Source organism: Deinococcus sp. YIM 77859 (genome assembly GCF_000745175.1).
Classification (GTDB): Bacteria; Deinococcota; Deinococci; order Deinococcales; family Deinococcaceae; genus Deinococcus.
Map to the genome: position 1 here is coordinate 2,555,458 of NZ_JQNI01000002.1, position 15,886 is coordinate 2,571,343.

At 68.3% G+C, this 15,886-nt stretch carries 15 protein-coding genes; 10 read left to right on the plus strand and 5 right to left on the minus strand.

Annotated features, from left to right (window positions below):
* The first annotated feature begins 100 nt into the window (after positions 1–100).
* Entirely contained in the window at positions 101–970 is an 870-nt protein-coding gene (locus EI73_RS12720) for a hypothetical protein (RefSeq protein ID WP_034387207.1), read from the plus strand.
* Between the two features lie 29 nt (positions 971–999).
* Here EI73_RS12720 and EI73_RS12725 read toward each other — a convergent pair whose 3' ends face one another.
* Positions 1,000–2,031, minus strand: coding sequence for a hypothetical protein (locus EI73_RS12725; protein WP_034387209.1), 1,032 nt, complete (start codon positions 2,029–2,031; stop codon positions 1,000–1,002).
* 176 nt (positions 2,032–2,207) lie between these two features.
* Here EI73_RS12725 and EI73_RS12730 point away from each other — a divergent pair, with 176 nt between their 5' ends.
* Positions 2,208–3,392, plus strand: coding sequence for a glycosyltransferase family 4 protein (locus EI73_RS12730; protein ID WP_034387212.1), 1,185 nt, complete (start codon positions 2,208–2,210; stop codon positions 3,390–3,392).
* Here EI73_RS12730 and EI73_RS12735 read toward each other — a convergent pair.
* Positions 3,358–4,032 (minus strand): glycosyltransferase, encoded by a 675-nt coding sequence (locus EI73_RS12735; RefSeq protein ID WP_034387215.1) that lies wholly within the window; start codon positions 4,030–4,032, stop codon positions 3,358–3,360. The two genes, EI73_RS12730 and EI73_RS12735, sit on opposite strands and share 35 nt — an antisense overlap.
* Before the next feature lie 38 nt (positions 4,033–4,070).
* On the opposite strand from EI73_RS12735, the gene EI73_RS12740 reads away from it, so the two are divergent.
* Together EI73_RS12740 and EI73_RS12745 are read left to right on the plus strand one after the other, a co-directional pair.
* Positions 4,071–5,276, plus strand: coding sequence for an MFS transporter (locus EI73_RS12740; RefSeq protein ID WP_034387218.1), 1,206 nt, complete (start codon positions 4,071–4,073; stop codon positions 5,274–5,276).
* A gap of 23 nt (positions 5,277–5,299) precedes the next feature.
* The gene (locus EI73_RS12745; protein WP_369699465.1) at positions 5,300–5,992 is read left to right on the plus strand and encodes a polysaccharide deacetylase family protein; all 693 of its coding nucleotides are present in this window, start codon (positions 5,300–5,302) and stop codon (positions 5,990–5,992) included.
* Between the two features lie 16 nt (positions 5,993–6,008).
* Here EI73_RS12745 and EI73_RS12750 read toward each other — a convergent pair whose 3' ends face one another.
* Positions 6,009–7,202, minus strand: coding sequence for a lipid-A-disaccharide synthase-related protein (locus EI73_RS12750; RefSeq protein ID WP_034387222.1), 1,194 nt, complete (start codon positions 7,200–7,202; stop codon positions 6,009–6,011).
* 37 nt (positions 7,203–7,239) lie between these two features.
* Between EI73_RS12750 and EI73_RS12755 the strand changes: the two genes are divergently transcribed.
* From EI73_RS12755 to EI73_RS16350, 4 genes are all read left to right on the plus strand, one after another.
* Positions 7,240–7,665, plus strand: coding sequence for a hypothetical protein (locus EI73_RS12755; protein ID WP_034387224.1), 426 nt, complete (start codon positions 7,240–7,242; stop codon positions 7,663–7,665).
* A 98-nt stretch (positions 7,666–7,763) separates the two neighbouring features.
* Entirely contained in the window at positions 7,764–8,696 is a 933-nt protein-coding gene (locus tag EI73_RS12760) for an alpha/beta fold hydrolase (protein WP_231557337.1), read from the plus strand.
* 51 nt (positions 8,697–8,747) lie between these two features.
* Complete coding sequence (locus EI73_RS12765; RefSeq protein ID WP_034387228.1) at positions 8,748–8,927, plus strand: hypothetical protein; 180 nt, start codon at positions 8,748–8,750, stop codon at positions 8,925–8,927.
* A gap of 75 nt (positions 8,928–9,002) precedes the next feature.
* Positions 9,003–9,164 carry a hypothetical protein gene (locus tag EI73_RS16350; protein WP_156103538.1) on the plus strand — a complete coding sequence of 54 codons (162 nt, stop codon included), beginning with the start codon at positions 9,003–9,005 and terminating at the stop codon, positions 9,162–9,164.
* A 132-nt stretch (positions 9,165–9,296) separates the two neighbouring features.
* Here the strand turns inward: EI73_RS16350 and leuS are convergent, their stop codons facing one another.
* Together leuS and proS are read right to left on the minus strand one after the other, a co-directional pair.
* Positions 9,297–11,756 carry a leucine--tRNA ligase gene (leuS, locus tag EI73_RS12770; protein WP_034387230.1) on the minus strand — a complete coding sequence of 820 codons (2,460 nt, stop codon included), beginning with the start codon at positions 11,754–11,756 and terminating at the stop codon, positions 9,297–9,299.
* 186 nt (positions 11,757–11,942) lie between these two features.
* Positions 11,943–13,427 (minus strand): proline--tRNA ligase, encoded by a 1,485-nt coding sequence (gene proS, locus EI73_RS12775; protein WP_197050777.1) that lies wholly within the window; start codon positions 13,425–13,427, stop codon positions 11,943–11,945.
* Between the two features lie 140 nt (positions 13,428–13,567).
* Between proS and EI73_RS15670 the strand changes: the two genes are divergently transcribed.
* Together EI73_RS15670 and EI73_RS12785 are read left to right on the plus strand one after the other, a co-directional pair.
* A complete protein-coding gene (locus EI73_RS15670; RefSeq protein WP_051935530.1) occupies positions 13,568–13,852 on the plus strand; it encodes a DUF2171 domain-containing protein in 285 nt (94 codons plus the stop codon).
* Positions 13,853–13,937: 85 nt separating this feature from the next.
* Positions 13,938–15,878 carry an alpha-amylase family protein gene (locus EI73_RS12785; RefSeq protein WP_081909029.1) on the plus strand — a complete coding sequence of 647 codons (1,941 nt, stop codon included), beginning with the start codon at positions 13,938–13,940 and terminating at the stop codon, positions 15,876–15,878.
* Positions 15,879–15,886: the final 8 nt, after the last annotated feature.

Here is a 15,886-nt window from a genome sequence, read left to right on the forward strand (position 1 = left end):
CCCAGCGTCATCTTGGACCGGTACACCCACAGTAAGCCTCCGGTCAATCCCTCCATTGGGGGGTATCGTCTCTGCCCGGCCACGACCTCCAAGGACCCCTATGTCTACCTTTTCCCCTTTCCGCGCGCTTGGTCCAGCCCTCGTGCTGTTCCCTCTCGCCTCTCTCGCTGCCGCCCAGGTCCGGTCGCAGAGCATCACCGTGATCCCGACCGGTCCCACCGTCACGAGCCTCACGCTGATCAACGCGGATACCAACCAGCCGGTACCCGGCTACGACCCCATTCCCGCCGCCGCCACGCTGGACCTCTCGAAGTTGCCGGCAAGGCTCAACCTGCGCGCAAACACCCTAGGAGCGGTTGGTAGCGTGCGCTTCGGCTTGGACAGCCACGGGAACTACCGGGTGCAAAACAGCGCCCCCTACTCCCTATGCAGTGACCAGGGGGGCGATTACGAGGCGTGTCCCGCTTCCGTGTTCTCGCCTGGAACCCATCAGGTGATCGCCGTGCCCCACGCGGCCGTCAACGGTGGCGGAGCAGCCGGCAGCGGCGTGCTGGTGAGTTTCACGGTCGTGCGCTCGGCAGCCCCGGCGCCAGCCCTGGCCGTTACCAGCCTCACCCTGATCAATGCCGATACTGACCGTCCCGTACCCGGCTATGACCCTATTCCTGCCGGAGCGCGGCTGAAGCTTTCCGCCCTGCCGCCCCGCCTGAACGTCCGGGCCAACACGACGGCAGGCGTACGCAGCGTCCGCTTCACCTACAGCGGCAAGAGCGACGTGGAGAACGAGGCACCCTTTGCGCTGTGCAGCGACACGCGTGACCGCAGCGGCAAGAAGGGCGATTACTTTGCCTGCAAGGCGAGCGTATTCGCGCCCGGAGAGCACCGCATCACCTTCACGCCCTTCTCCAAGATGTTCGCGGGCGGCACGGCAGGCCAACCGCTGGTGTGGACCTTTACCGTCGAACGCTGAGCTGACCTCTCCTGCCCGCAGCTGCGGGCTCAGCCGTGCTGTGCCAAAAAAGCTTCCCGCTCCATCCAGGCCAGCTTCGGTTCCGTCTCCGAAGGTGCACCCGCCGTGCCGTACATCAGGCGCATCAGGCGAAAGCCCAGCTCGTACACACGCGCTTGGAGGGGAGGAAGCGCCAGCAGGGTAAAGCCCTGCTTCTCCAGCGGTCCGTGAAAGAGGGTGACGGCAAACACCACCCGTGCCCCCTGCAACTCAGGGCGTTCGCGCAGTGCTTGGGCCACGTCCCGCAGGGAACGCTGGTACGCCCGGTAGGCACCCAGGGCGCTGCGGGAGGCCAGGCCCACCAGGCGCGGGCTGTGGAGGTGCAGCTCGGCGGCCGGCGTGCCGGGTGGAAAGGGCAGCCCCCGCGGAGTGGGCCGCGCTGCGACACGCATCACTGCGTCGGCCCGCGCCGTGAGGGGTACGACCCCGTGCGCCCGTGCGAAACGGTCATCCACCACGCGGCGGTACATGTGCAGCAGCAGGTCACGCGGCGTGGCCGCCCGCAACTGTGGCAGCTTGTGCACGGGCACCGGGCGGTAGCCCAGAGCCCTGAGGCGGGGCAGCACGCCTCTGAGGTCCTCCGGCGGCACCCGCAGCGTCAGGCCGGGTTCCGGCGTAGGGGAGGGAAGGGGCAGGAGCCGAACACCCCGCGCGGCGAGCCAGGTGAGGGACTGGCGTCTGAGGTCCGCCTCCTCCAGGGCCCAGGCGGTCACGGGCTGACCGGCCAGAACCTCCAGCCCCGCGAGGTCATGCGGCGGGCCCCAGCCTGCGATCTCGTGTCCGGCTTGGGCGGCGAACCTGAGGTGCTCCGGCTCCCGGCGGGCCACCTCGGGGGGCAGGAGCAGCGTGGCCTGCATGTCCGCCGCCGCCAGGGCGTCCAAGGCTTCTCCCAGGGCTTTTGCCGTGGGGACGGGAACCGTGAGGCCGAGATGTGGACCCCCGGGGTGGCCGCCGTGAAGAGCGCCAAAAGCCCCGGCCCGCACGAGGGCGAGCCAGAACTGCCCAGCAAAAAAGGCCGACATAGACCGACTGTACTCGTCCCTGGCCCGCAGGCAACAAGGCGAACCGGAGCTTTGCTGCTCACCTGCGCGCGGGTGCATGGGCTTTTGCCGCGCGCAACTCTCATCTCCGGCGTCGTATGCTCCTGTGCAGTGATGCTTCAGGTTTCCTTGACCCATCTCCGGCGCGGGCGGTCCGCATGAGGGCGCTGCGGATCGGGCTGTTTACCGACACGTTCCTGCCCGATCAGAACGGGATTGTGACCAGCGTTGGCCTGCTCAGCGACGAGCTGCGCGCGCGCGGGCATCACGTGGACGTGGTGGCCCCCTTTTTCCCCGAACAGCAGGACACTCGCCCGGACGTGCGGCGGGTGCCCAGCGTACGCTACGTGTTTTTGCCCACCTACCGCCTCGCCTGGCCGACTCGCCGGGCCTTTGAGGCGAAGTACGACGTGATTCATACCCATACGCCGCTCACCCTGGGGTTGGCGGGAGCGCGGCTGGCGCGCAAGTGGAACGTCCCGCACGTCGCCACCTACCACACGCACGTTGAGGCCTACACCCACTACGTTCCGGGCATGACCCTGCTGCAACGACAGACGCGCTTTGTGACGCGCCTGATGGGCCTGTACTACCGCCGTGCCGACGCTGTCATCACGCCCACAGCCGGGATGCTCGACGTGATCCGGGAGATGGGGGTGCGGAATTCGGTCGTGATTCCCACCAGTGTGGATCCGGCGGTGCTGCGCGCGGCCCCGCCCATTGCGAACCCCTGGCCCGCCGGAGCCCGCCGCCTGCTGACCGTTGGCCGCCTCGCCCGCGAGAAGCGCTTTGATCTGGTGCTGGATACCCTGGCGCGGCTGCCCGGCGCCCACCTGGTCATCCTGGGTGAGGGACCGGAGCGCGAGCACCTGCTGCAACACGCCGAGCGGCTGGGGGTCGAGGAGCGGGTGAGCTTCCTGGGCGTTCGGCCCTGGACGGAGATCGGTGCCTACTACCGCTTGGCCGAGCTCTTTCTGTTCGCCAGCGACACCGAGACGCAGGGGCTGGTGCTTCAGGAGGCGCAGCTGATGGGCGTGCCTGTGGTGGCGGTGGGGGCACGCGGGACCCTAAGCGGCGTGGCGCACGGGCGCAGCGGGTACCTGGTGCCGCCCGGGGACGTCGCTGCCCTGACCCGGTACGCGCAGGCCATCTTGGGTGATGCGGCGCTGTGGAAGCGGCTCTCGCTGGGGGCGCGGGCATTTGGCACCTCCTGGACTCCCGGCGGGGTGGCTGAGCGGGTGCTCGACGTGTACGCCTCGGTGCTGGGGCTGCCGCGCGAGGTGCCCTTTCCACTCGAGGCGGGGGGGCTCAGCCCCCGAAGTACCCTCGCCTATGACCGCTGAGGTTCAGCGCATGCCGCCACAGAAAGGGCAGCCAGCCTCCGGCCAGCCGCCGCGCACTGGTCTCCACCAGCGCGCCCGGCACAAAGGCGACCTCGCCCAGCTGCAGCAGCGCCTGGCCCAGCAGCACGTCCTCGTAGGCTTCCACGTCCGGGTAGCCGCCGGCGAGCAGCGCCGCCTGGCGCGAAAAAGCCATGTTTGCCCCCGCCAGGTTGGGGCGGCCCCCCAGCTCACACACGCGCAGGAACATGCTGTACCCCAGCTCAGAAGCCACCCTCAGCGAGGGCGACACGCCGCAGAACCGCATGGGCCCGTAGAGGGCGACCCGTCCGGGAACCTCTGCCGCGTGCGCCAACTGCGCCAGCCACTGCGGGGCAGGCAGCGAGTCGGCGTCCGTGGTGGCGACCCAAGGTGTGCGCGCGGCGTCCAGCCCCATCTGCCGTGCCTGGGCGATGCCGCCGCCCACGCAGCAGACCACCCGCGCTCCCCAAGCCCGTGCAAGCGCCCCGGTTTCGTCGCGGCTGGCGTGGTCCACCACAATGACCTCCTGAGGGGCGAGCGTCTGACGCTCCAGGGCGCGCAACGTAAGGGGCAGGTACGCCGCCTCGTTGCGCGCGGGAATCACGACCGTGAAGTCCGGCACCGCGCCAGGGTAGCAGGCTCCCGGCGCGGACGCACGTGATGGGCCGCCTTCCCCCGCTGCCGCTGCGCCCAGGGACGCTGGGCGCGGTGGCCGCCGCCGCCCTCACCCTCGCCTGCGCTGAGTTCGTGCGCAGCGGCCTGTACGCTGCCTACCTGCCGCAGGCTGGGCCGCGCGACCTGGGCTTGCCCCTCACCGCGGTGGGCGCGGCCTGGACCGCCCACTTCGCCGCCGACACCATGATGCGCGGCCCAGCTGGTGCCCTGATTGCTCGCTTCGGCCTGCGGCCCGTCCTGCTGGGAGGCGGCCTGCTGAGCCTGCTGGCGCTGGCGCTGCTGCCTCTGGCGCAGAGCGTGGGGCTGCTCGTCCTGATCGCGGCGCTGCACGGAGCGGCCTTTGCCACCATGTGGCCCGGCGCCATGAACCTCACCGCCGATGCGGCCCGCAAGGGCTACCAGGGCCGTGCCTTGACCCTGGTGGGCCTCGCGGTGATGCCGCTTGTGGGCACCGGTTTCCTGCTGTTTGGGGCGGTGGCGGGTCGCAGTGATCCGCTGCCGTACCTGCTCGCGCTCAGCGTGCAGGGGTTGGGCGTATTGGTCGCCCTCGCGGTCCCCCGGCGCCTGGCCCGCGCGGAAGGAGCCGAGCAGCCCCCTCCCAAAACCCCCGTTCGTGTTGCCCTACGGGCCCTGCTGCCCCTGTTGCCCGCGGCCTTTATGCAGACGCTCACCCTGACCCTGCTGGGGCCGCTGGTGTTGACGCTTGCGCCGCGCCTGGGCCTGAGCTACTGGGGAATGGTGGCACTCCTGGCGGTGGGTGGCGGGGTGGCGTTCGGGAGTCTTCCGTTGACCGGTCGGGTGGCCGACAGTGGCCGCGCGCGCCTCGCGGTCACCCTGGGCTTTACGCTGCTGGGGGTGGCCCTGGCAGGGTTTGCCGCTCTGCCGCCGGTGGGCGTGCTGTATGTGCTCGCGGTCCTCGCCGGACTGGGCTACGCCTGGGTTGCGCCCGGCTGGGCAGCCCTGGTGACCGGTACGCTGCCCGAAGCCGAGCGGCCCGCCGCCTGGGGTGCCCTGATGACTGTCGAGAACGCTGGAACGGCCCTCGGACCCCTCGTGGGCACCCTCGCCTATACGCATTTGGGTGTGCGGGGCCCCTTTCTGGTTGGTGCGGTTCTCGCTCTGGTCACCGCTGCCGGCTACACCGCCTTTCGCCGTGCCTTCCGCAACCCCGCGGGAACCCAGCCCGCCTAAGGCGTATGCGGCGGGGGTGGCTGGTGTCCCTGAGCGCGGCTGTCTTTGCCGTCGTGCTGTCGGACCTGTTGGGCCGCGCGCTGGGGTGGGGGGCTTTGGGGCCGGGGGACCGGACTGCACCGCGGGTCGCCCTCACCTTTGACGACGGTCCCAGCGACAGGACGCCCGCGCTGCTCGCCGTTCTCGCGCGTCACGGAGCTCCCGCCACCTTCTTTGTAACCGCCCCGGCTGCCCGGCGCTGGCCGGAACACCTGGCGGCGCTGCGGGCGGCGGGTCATGGCGTGGAGGCGCACGGCCGCTGGCATACCCATGCCTTGTGGCTCTCTCCCTGGCGCGAGTGGGCACAGGTGCGCTGGCATCCCCGTGCGGCTGAACCCGGCCCGCACCTGTACCGTCCTCCGTACGGCGGTCACAGTCCCTTCACCCGCCTCCTGGCCCGGCTGGCCCGCCGTCAGGTTGCCCTGTGGGACGTGGAGAGCCGCGACTGGACGGCTGAGCCCGCCGCTGTGCTGGCTGCGCAGGCGCTCGCCCGGACCCTTCCCGGCAGCGTTCTGCTGCTGCATGACGGACCGGCTGTGACGCCCGAGCTGCTTGACCGGCTCCTTGGCGGCCTGCGAGCACGTGGCCTGACACCTGTTTTGCTGCGCGACCTGCCCCCGCGCCCCATCGGGTGGCGTGCGGGGCTACGGCGATGGCGGGCGAGCTACGGGGGCTAGCGGCAGAGGGCTGCGCTCAGCGCCCAGTCAGGCGCCTGACTTCTCCGGCGATCACCGCGAGCGCCCCCGCCGGACCGATGCGGGTCAGGCCCGCCAGCGAGGCGCGTGCCCGTCGCCGTCTGTCGGTGAGAAGCGCTTTGACCTCTGCGGCAACAGCACCCGGATCAGCCTCCACCCTGCTGAGGGCCTCTCCGAGGAGCCGCCCCTGACGGCGGACGAAGCCCGGCGTACACTGCGGCCCACGCGTCGCAAAGGTCACGACGGGAACACCTAACCCGGCAAGCTGCTCGTTCGCGGTGCCCGCGGTGCCGACGGCCACATCTGCTGCCCGCGCCACCGCACCAAAGGCCCCCCGCAAGAGGGTGACCTGTGCCCCCTCTCCTGCGGCCAGGGCTGCGCCGCTGTCTTGCACCGCCAGCGTCCAGCCGGGGGGGAGGGTGACGGCGTCCCAGCCGTGTGGCCAGGCCACAAGCGCCCTGACGTCCGGCAGGTGGGCCGCCGCGCGGAGCATGAGGGGCAGGCTCTCCCGGTGGTCCTCGCGTGAGCCGGGCAGCAGAGCGAGCACCGGCCGTCCGGCAGTCAGGGGGGTCAGGTCGCGCTCGGGCGGGGGCAGCACGTCCATCGCAAAGCTTCCGGCCCACCGGGCCCGCACCCCACGTGCCGCGTAGTACCGGGCCGTCTCGCTATCCCGCACGTACACGGCCTGTGCTCCACGCGCGAGCTGCAACTCGTAGGGCATGGGCAGGTTCGCGCCCAGCGCGTTCAGTTCCAAGAGCGCCTCCCGTACGCCCAGCCCTTCCCGGTACTGCGCGCTCAGCAGGGGCTGCACGTGCACAAGCGGTGCCCCGGCCCGCCGCGCGGCCAGGGTACCGACCATCAGCGCATAGGCGTCTCCCACAACGACCACGCCGCTCACGTCCCGTGCTGCCCGTGCGGCCTCCTGCCACTGCCCGAGCGAGGCCCTGATCAGGCCCGCTTGCAGGTCTGCCCACAGGTTTGCGAGGCTGCCGAACGGAAACCCGCCGCTGGGGAGTTCCAGCGCTGCGCCAACGCGGGTCACGCCGGGCAAGGCGGCATAGGCCCGCCCCGAACCGACAAGCGGGAGCACCTGCGCTTTGCCGCCCAGGTGGGCCAGCAGCCGCGCTCCGATCAGGTCCTCCGCAGTGCCGTTGGAGATCAGCAGGATGGATGGAGTCGGCGGCGGGGTCACGCCGCGCAGGATACCGGGCGCATGGTACGAATAGGCCGTGAGCGACTTTGACGCGCTGCAAGCCGCGCTCCGCCGCTCTGCCGGTGAGCGGCAGGCCGAAGGACGTGCCTGTGAGGCCTTTTTAAACGCCCTGTACCACGCCCTGCGAACGGCCAGCGGCCCCGGGCTCCCCCTCAACAACGTGACCCTGGACCTGGTGCTTGACCCCGCAGCCCGCCTGCGCCCCCCGCCGCTGGGGGGCTGGCACGCCGCCTGGCTGCGCCTGGGCCTGTGCGAGGTGCTTGTGCGGGTGCGTCGTGAAGCGGGAGCCTTTGTGGGGGAGTACGGCCAGAAGGGCACCTTTCACCTCGCCGACGTGACGGAAGACGCCCTCACGCTGCTCGCCCGCCACCTGCTGCGTGACCTGGCCGCGACGTACGCGGGCGGGAACGCGGCGGCGTGGCCGGATGCTCCCCCCAACTAAAGGCTCCGGCTGCTGTTTGCCTTCGCACAGTTTTGCGGCTCCTGAGGCGAGACGATCCTCGCATGAGGATCAAGAGGAAGTGTTCCCGCCGGTGGACCATGGTGGCCCTGCTTCTGACCGGGGCGGCGTTGGCCCGGGGCACCTTTCAGACTCCGGTGATCACCTCACCGCTGCGGCCCGCCGTGAATGGAGAGCAGCGGTTTCTGACCCTGCCCGGCTTTGGCCGCGTGGGCTACTACGCTGATCCACGGGGCGAGGGCCGTCCCCTCGTGCTCGTTCACTCGGTGAACGCAGCGGCGAGCGCCTACGAGATGAAGCCGCTGTGGGACGCCTACGCGGGAACGCGGCCCCTCTATGCGCTGGAGTGGCCCGGTTTTGGGCAGAGTGACCGTCCGGACGTACCGTATACGCCCGAGCTGATGGCCAGGGCGCTGCGGGCTCTGGTGGCCGAGCTCGGCACAGAGGTGGATGTGGTGGCCCTGAGCCTCGGAAGCGAGTTCGCGGCGCGGGCGGCGCTGGACGACGCCCGGATTCGCAGCCTCGCCCTGATCAGCCCCAGCGGTCTGGGTGAGCCTCGGGGCAGCAGCCAGGAGGCGACGGCGGAGAACCGGGCCGCGCGGCTCTACCGCATCCTCCGGGCCGTGGGGACGCCACTGTATGGGCTGCTGCGGACTCGTCCCAGCATCGAGTATTTCCTCTCCCGTTCCTTTCGTGGCCCAGTGAATGCGGGTCTACGCGAGTACAGCCTGGAGACCAGCCGCCGGCCCGGCGCCCAATACGCGCCCCTGTCCTTTATCAGCGGCCTGCTGTTTACCCCGGACGCCTACCGCGAGCTCTACAGTCCGCTGCGGGTCCCCGTGTTGGTGTTGTACGACCGGGACGCTTTTGTGACCTTTGAGCGTCTGCCCCTCTTCGTGCAGCAGCCCGGCGTTCGGGCCGTTCGCATTCCCGGCACAAACGGGTTGCCGCAATTCGAAAAACTGCCGGAGGTCAAAACGGCACTCGATGCCTTCTGGCCGCGGACGCCCTGAGCCTCGCAACTGCGGCCTCGCCCCGCCGTTCGCTGTGACACCATGCCCTCTATGACCGAGGACACCCATGCCCAGGCCAACGCCGAGCAGATCTGGCTGCTGCGGGAGGCGGTTCCTGAACTGCGGGAAAACCCGCTGCCTCCCGCTGCAGAAAGCCTGAGAAAAAGCCCGGCGGGGCCCGAGCAGGTGCCGCCTGCGGCGGCGGACGAGCGCGGCCCGCTGGTGCTCTAGATTGTCTCAAGTGCTCGCTTAGGTTGCCTCAAGGCCAGTCCATCACCCACGGGCTTGCGCCCGGCACACTGGGGTATGGAAATTGTCCTTGTGATGGCCGCTCTCACCGTCCTGCTGATGGTGCTTGCGTTCCTCTCGCTGACCCGGGACGACCGGGAACTCGCCCAGGAATACATCGCGCTGGGCAGCGAAGAGCACTCACCCAACCGCCGGGCTGGAGACAGCAGCGCAGCCTAAAGAAGCTCAGTCCCCGACCTGTCAGGGGCTGAGGTTTCGCGGATACGCGCCTTCTCTCGTCCATCCCGAGGCCAGCAGGCTGGAGTTGCCCCCAGCCCACTGACCCGAGAAGCTTGGAAGCCCGGGGCTTGGTCACTTCACGACAAGGTTGATGATCCGCCCGGGGACGTAAATCTCCTTCACGACCGTCTTGCCCTCGATGAACCTGGCCACGTCGGGATTTGCGCGGGCGGCCGCCAGGGCTTCTTCCTGCGTGGCGGTCTTGCTGATCTCCACCTGTCCGCGCACCCGGCCGCTCACCTGCACGCCGATCGTCACGGTGTCGCGGGTGGCGGCGGCCTCATCCACCTCAGGCCAGGCTTGCAGGTGCACGCTCTCGGTGCCGCCGCGCTCCCGCCAGATTTCCTCGGCGATGTGGGGAGCGACCGGCGCCAGCATCCGGTTGAAGAGGTCGAGCGCCTCCTCCCAGGCGGGTGTCCCGAACACCGGAGAGCGCTTGGCCTTGACCAGCGTGTTTGTCAGCTCCATCAGGGCGGCGATGATGGTGTTAAAGCTCATGCGTTCAAAGTCACCGCTCACCTTTTTCAGGGTGGCGTGGACGGCGTAACGCAGCTCCTGCGCGCTGATCTTCTCCTCGGGCCCGGCCGCCTTCTCGTCGAAGTACAGTGCCCAGACCCGAGCCAGCCACTTGGCGGGGCCGTTGATGCCGCTGGGATCCCAGGGGCCACCCAGTTCCCAGGGGGCGATAAACATCAGGTACGTCCGGACCGTGTCGGTGCCGTACTCGCGCACCAGGTCGTCGGGGTCCACCACGTTGCCCCGGCTCTTGCTCATCTTCTCGTTGTCTTCGCCCAGGATGATGCCCTGGTTGCGCAGCCGAGCAAAGGGCTCGCTCTGGACGGTCAGGCCCATGTCACGCATCACCTTTGTCCAGAAGCGGGAGTACAGCAGGTGCAAGATGGCGTGCTCAATCCCGCCCGTGTACAGGTCCACCGGCAGCAGGTTCGCGCGCGCGGGGTCAAAGGGCCTCTCATCGTCGTGCGGTGACAGGTAGCGGTACATGTACCAGCTTGAATCCACAAAGGTGTCCATGGTGTCCGTGTCGCGCTCGGCGGGTCCTCCGCAGACCGGACAGGTCGCCCGCATCCACTCCCGGTCCAGCTTCAGTGGGCTTTGGCCGGTGGGCATGAATTCGACGTTTTCGGGCAACTTCACCGGCAACTGATCTTCGGGCACAGGCTGCGCCTCGTGTTCCGGGCAGTACACGATGGGAATGGGGGTGCCCCAGTAGCGCTGGCGCGAGACCAGCCAGTCGCGCAGGCGATAGGTGGTCTTGGGCTTCGCGACCCCCAGTGCCTCCAGCCGCCGGGTGATGGTGGCGATGCTGGCCTTGCCGCCCGGCAGCCCGTCGAACTCGCCGGAGTGGACGATGACGCCCTCGCCCACGTACGGCCCCTGGGCGGTGTCCAGCGGCTCGCCGCCCTCCGGGCGAATCACCTCCCGGATTTCCAGCCCAAACTTGCGGGCGAAGTCGAAGTCGCGTTCGTCGTGGGCGGGCACGGCCATGATCGAGCCGGTGCCGTAGGTCATCAGCACGTAGTCAGCCACCCAGATCGGGATCTGGTGGCCGCTGACGGGGTGGGTGGCAAAGCTGCCGGTAAACACCCCGGTCTTCTCGCCCATGTCCTGCTGCCGCTCCACGTCGGTCTTGCGGCCCGCCGCCTCCACGTAGGCCCGAACGGCTTCCGCCTGCTCGGGTGTGGTGAGCGCAGGCACCTTGGGATGTTCGGGCGCCAGCACCAGGAAGGTCGCCCCCATCAGCGTGTCGGGGCGGGTGGTAAAGACGGTCTCCGGCCCGGCGGGGGTGTCGAAGGTGATCTCCGCGCCCACCGACTTGCCGATCCAGTTCGTCTGCATCGCCTTGACGCGCTCGGGCATGTCGGTGCCTGCGAAGTCCAGCAGCTCCTCGGCGTAGTCGGTGATCTTCAGGTACCACTGGCTCAGGTTGCGGCGCTCAACCGGGGTGCCGCAGCGTTCGCAGCGCCCGTCCACTACCTGCTCGTTTGCCAGCACGGTCTGGTCTTTGGGGCACCAGTTCACCGGCCCGTCCTTTTTGTAGGCCAGCCCGCGCCGGAAGAACTCGGTGAAGAACCACTGGTTCCAGCGGTAATACTCTGGGTCGCAGGTGGCGAACTTGCGGCTCCAGTCGATCATGGTGCCCATCCGCTGGAACTGCGCCGTCATATGCTCGATGTTCGAGTACGTCCAGGTGGCCGGGTTCAGGCCATGCTTGATCGCGGCGTTCTCGGCGGGCAGGCCGAAGGCGTCAAAGCCCATCGGGAACAACACGTTGTAGCCGCGCATCCGCATCCAGCGGGCGTGGGCATCGGGCGCGACGTTCGCGTACCAGTGGCCGATGTGCAGGTTGCCCGAGGGGTACGGGAACATCGTCAGGGCGTAGTGCTTGGTCTTGGTGGGGTCTTCCTGAAAGGTGTACAGCCCTTCCTGCTCCCAGCGCGCCTGCCACTTGGGTTCGATGGCGTGCGGGTTGTAGCGCTCGGCGCGCGGCTCACGAATCTCGGGTTGGGTCATGGGTCACTCCTTAACAAAGAAAACGCCCCGGCCACACGCAGCCGGGGACACACGCACGAGCTTGGAGCTAGGCGCGGCGTCCCCGGCTGGTAAGCGCAGAGCGGATCACGAGAAACAGTATAGAGGGGGAGGGGGTGAGAGAAAAGGGTGGAATTCAGGTGAGGCTCCGGCGGTACCGGTGACCGCTCAGTACTGCCGCCCGAAAATCACGCGCTTGCCGTACGCACTCGGCCTCCCGCACCGGACGCACGCGCCCTCCTCGCGCTCCGCGAAGAACTCGGCATCATCGAGGGGGATGTTGCGGATGGTGGCCTTGGTGTCCTCCTTGATGCTGGCCTCGCACTCCGCGTCGCCGCAGTGAAAGGCCCGCACCCAGTTGCCGTTCTCAAGGGCGTCCTTGAGGTTCTCGTAGCTGTCTACAGGAACGGTGTGCGAGAGCAGGAAGTCGGTGGCACGCTTCAGCAGCCAGGTATGGATACTGTCCAGACGGGCGGCCATCCCGCGGATCGCCTCCTCGCGCGGCAGCGTCTCCTTCTCCTCCGCGTTGCGGTGTTTGACCACCACGGCGCCCTGTTCCAGATCGCGGGGCCCGAGCTCGATGCGGACGGGCACCCCCTTGAGCTCCCAGTCGTTGTACTTAAAGCCGTTGGTGACGCCTTCCCGCTTGTCCACCTTCACGCGGATTCCCTGCGCGCGCAGCTCACGGGCCAGCTTCTCCGCCTCCTCGACCATCTCAGCGAAGTTCTCCTTGCGGCCCACCGGAATCACCACGACCTGGATGGGCGCGATGCGGGGCGGCATGATCAGGCCGAAGTCGTCCCCGTGCGTCATGATGATCGCCCCGATGATGCGGCTGGAGATCGCCCAGGAGGTGGTGTAGGCGTACTCCTCGCGCTGCTCGCGGGTCTGGAACTTGACGTCAAAGGCCCGGCTGAAATTCTGCCCCAGGTAGTGCGAGGTGCCCGATTGCAGCGCCTTGCCGTCGCGCATCATGCCCTCGATGGAGTAGGTGGCGACCGCCCCGGCGAAACGCTCGCTGGCCGTCTTCTCGCCGCGCACGACCGGCAGCGCGAGAATGTCGCGGCAGAACTCGTGGTAGAGGTCAAGCATCTGCCGCACCTCGCCCCGCGCCTCTTCCTCACTGGCGTGCGCGGTGTGGCCCTCGTGCCAGTAGAACTCCGAGGTTCGCAAAAAAGCCTTTGTCCGCAGCTCCGCGCGGAACACGCTGCCCCACTGGTAGTGCAGGAAGGGGAGGTCACGGTAACTGTTGAGCCACCCGCTCCACATGTGGCCGATGATCGTCTCCGAGGTGGGCCGCAGCACGTACGGCTCGGTCAGTTCCTCGGTGCCGATGCGGTCCACCGTAAAGAGCTCGGGTGCAAAGCCCTCCACGTGATCGGCTTCCTTGGTGATAAAGCTCATCGGAATCAGGGTGGGAAAAATCAGGCTCTCGTGGCCGGTCGCCTTGAACCGGTCGTCCAGCCAGCGCTGGATGTTCTCCCACAGGGCCGTACCGTAGGGCTTGACCACCATGGCGCCCGCCACGGGGCTATGGTCGGCCAGATCGGCCTTTTTCACGACCTCGTTGTACCAGTCGTTGAAATTCACGCTCTGGGGAGTGACCCCGTACTGCTGCGCCTTCTTGTCGCCTGCCTTCGTCATAGGGGGCATCATAGTCTGCATGGTCTGCGGCTGGGGCGTGGAGGCCCTTTGGCCTGGCCGGGCGGATGGAGATTCTCCCAAGGTTGGCTAACGGCACGCTCTAGCCGGTTGTCATCGGAAGTCCAGGAAAAGCCCCTTAGGCTACCCCCATGACGCAGAATGACGGACAGAACGATCCGAATGTCGCCGCCCAAATCGATGGCCGCATTCAGCAGGCCCTGCGCGAACGCCTCCAGCAGCAGGGCGAACACATGCAGGTCAAGGACAAGAACGGCGACTACGTGGGCACTGTGGACCACATCGAGGGTGACCAGCTCAAGCTCACCAAAAGCGGCAGCCCCGATGGCCAGCACCACTACGTCCCCCTCTCCAGCGTCGAGAGCATGGACGACGTGGCCGTATACCTCAACATCACCCAGGACCAGGTCAACTAACCCCACTCCCGGGGAGGGCCTCTGTCTGCCCTCCCCCTGCTTGTCCTGATCTTGGAAACGCTTCCAGTATGGAGCTCCACGCCGTATGCTGGAAGACGTGCTCACTTCTGAACTGGCGGCGCAGGTGCGGGGCGCTTTTGACGACGACCGTGATGCTCAGACGTTTCTGCTGCGGCTGGAGCGCTATGGAGAGGACCTGGCGGAGAGCTTGCAAGCGGTCTACGGCGACTGGGGAGGAGCGCTGCAAGAGCGGCTTGTAGAGGTTCTGCTGCATGCTTTTCACGCTCGCCCCGCTGATCTCCGGCGGCTGGACGAGGCCCGGCTGCTGCGGCCCGACTGGCTGCAACGTCCCGAGATGGTGGGGTATGTCGCCTACGCCGACCGGTTTGCGGGAACCCTGCGAGGCGTGGGAGAACACCTGGACTACCTGGAGGGCCTCGGCGTGAAGTACCTGCACCTCATGCCCCTGCTCAAGCCGCGCGCAGGCGAGAACGACGGCGGCTACGCGGTGCAGGACTACCGAGCGGTGCGGCCCGACCTGGGCACGATGGATGACCTCTCGGCCCTCGCGCAGGCGCTTCGGGGCCGCGGCATCAGCCTGGTGCTTGACCTTGTGCTCAACCACGTGGCGCGCGAACACGAGTGGGCCGAGAAAGCGCGAGCGGGCGATCCCAAGTACCGCGCCTACTTTCACATCTTTCCCGACCGCCGTGGCCCGGACGCTTACGAGGCCACCCTGCCCGAGATCTTCCCCGACTTCGCGCCCGGCAACTTCTCCTGGGACGAGGAGGCGCGGGGCTGGGTCTGGACCACCTTCAACCGCTACCAGTGGGACCTGAACTGGGCCAATCCGGATGTGTTTCTGGAGTTTGTGGACCTGATCCTCTCCCTTGCCAACCGGGGCGTGGAGGTCTTTCGGCTGGATGCGGTCGCCTTTCTCTGGAAACGGCTGGGCACCGACTGCCAGAACCAGCCCGAAGTGCATCACCTGATTCGGGCCCTGCGGGCCGCCGCGCGCATCGTCGCTCCTGCGGTCGCCTTTAAGGCCGAGGCGATCGTGGCCCCCAGCGACCTGCTTCACTACCTGGGAAGGGGCGTGCACCACGGCAAGGTGAGCGATATGGCCTACCACAACAGCCTGATGGTGCAGCTTTGGAGTAGTCTCGCCAGCCGCAGGACTCGCCTCTTTGAAGAAGCCCTGCGCGCCTTTCCGCCCAAACCAACGAACACCACCTGGGGCCTGTACGTTCGCTGCCACGACGACATCGGCTGGGCGGTCAGCGACGAGGACGCGGCCCGAGCGGGCCTCAGCGGCGCGGCGCACCGCCACTTTCTCTCGGACTTCTACAGCGGGCAGTTTCCCGGCAGCTTTGCCCGCGGACTGGTGTTTCAGCACAACCCCGCGACCGGTGACCGGCGCATCAGCGGCTCGGCGGCCAGCCTGGCGGGGCTGGAAGCAGCGCTGGAAAGCGGGGATGCGGGCCGCATCGAGGACGCGGTAGGCCGCCTCCTGCTCCTGCACACAGTCATTTTCGGCTTCGGCGGGGTGCCGCTGCTGTATATGGGGGACGAACTTGCCCTCCTGAATGACTCCACCTTTCCGGAGGTTCCCGAGCACGCCCCCGACAACCGCTGGGTGCATCGCCCCCGTATGGACTGGGCGTTGGCCGAGCGCGCCCGGCAAGAGCCCTTCTCGCCCGCCGGACGGGTGAACGCGGGCCTGCGCCACCTCGTGCAGGTGCGCCGCCAGCTCCCGCACCTGCATGCCAGCATCGAGAGCCAGGTTCTGCCCAGCCCCGACGAACGGACGCTTCTGCTGCGCCGCGATCATCCCCTCGGCGCTCTGGTGCAGGTGTACAACTTCAGCGAGGAGACGGTGATGCTGCCGAGCTACGTTCTGCGGGACGTGCTGGGGGACGAAGCCCACGACCGGCTGAGCGGAAGTGTCCTGCGCCTGGACGGGCCGACCGTGCGCCTCACGGGCTACCGGGCGCTGTGGCTGACTGCCGGGAAGAGCCCGGCCTAGCGCGCTTG